Genomic DNA, 753 nt, shown 5'->3' on the forward strand with positions numbered 1-753 from the left:
CTACGTGTTTTGGACGTTGGTTTTGGCGTCGGTGGCGCGGTCTTTGACGTCGGTGGCGGCGCTTTGGCCTTCTGCCTTGACGTTTTGGGCTGCGTCGGTGGCGGTGGCCTTGACGTTCTGGACGGCTTCCTGGGCCGGTTCCTTCAGGTCCTCGGCCACGTTCTTGGCGGCTTCGGTGACCTTGCCGGCGAGCGGCTGGGCGGCGGTTTTGAGCTGCTGGGCCGCTTCGCGTTCCTTCTGGCTTGGCGGGAGCAGGGACGAGAGGAGCATCCCGGCGCCGAACGCGATCAGGCCTGCGGCCAGGGGGTTGCCCTGGGTTTTGGTCTTGACCTGGTCCGGTGCCTGGGAGAGCGCGCTGCCGGCGTCACTGAGTTTTGCCGAGACGTTTTCGCCTGCGCCACTGAGTGTGTCGCCGGCGGAGTGCAGGGCGTTGGTGGTGTGCCCGGCACCTGCTGAGGTCTTGTCGTGGACCTTGGTGGTGGCGGTGTCTGCTGCTCCCATGACTTTCTCCTTCACCCCTGTGACGGCGTCTTTGAGCTTGTCGGTCTGGCGGTGGACGATGTTGGCCGGGGTGACCTTGTCGGCGACCGCGTCCACGTTGGTGCCTAGGCGTGCCCGGGTGGCTTCTATGTCTGAACGGATTGCGTCCGGGTTATCGCTCATCGGTTTACCTCACCTGGTTTCAGAGTCGGGGGAATTTCAGAAAGTGTTTCGCCTGTCTGGGGCATGCCCTTGATCTGTTTGAGTTCCTTG

1 protein-coding gene and 1 pseudogene are annotated in these 753 nt (G+C 63.5%); both read right to left on the reverse strand.

The window, feature by feature from the left end:
* Complete coding sequence (locus FDW81_RS17955; protein WP_138135558.1) at nt 1–663, reverse strand: DUF3618 domain-containing protein; 663 nt, start codon at nt 661–663, stop codon at nt 1–3.
* Nucleotides 660–753: pseudogene (locus FDW81_RS18570) on the reverse strand (phage holin family protein); the annotation flags it as partial. The pseudogene FDW81_RS18570 and the gene FDW81_RS17955, both read right to left, overlap by 4 nt.

This window comes from Pseudarthrobacter sp. NamB4 (genome assembly GCF_005796185.1).
In the GTDB taxonomy this organism is placed as follows: Bacteria; Actinomycetota; Actinomycetes; order Actinomycetales; family Micrococcaceae; genus Arthrobacter.

Coding starts and splice junctions, on each gene's coding strand:
- FDW81_RS17955 (WP_138135558.1), bottom strand. CDS start 663: ATGAGCGATAACCCGGACGCAATCCGTTCAGACATAGAAGCCACCCGG.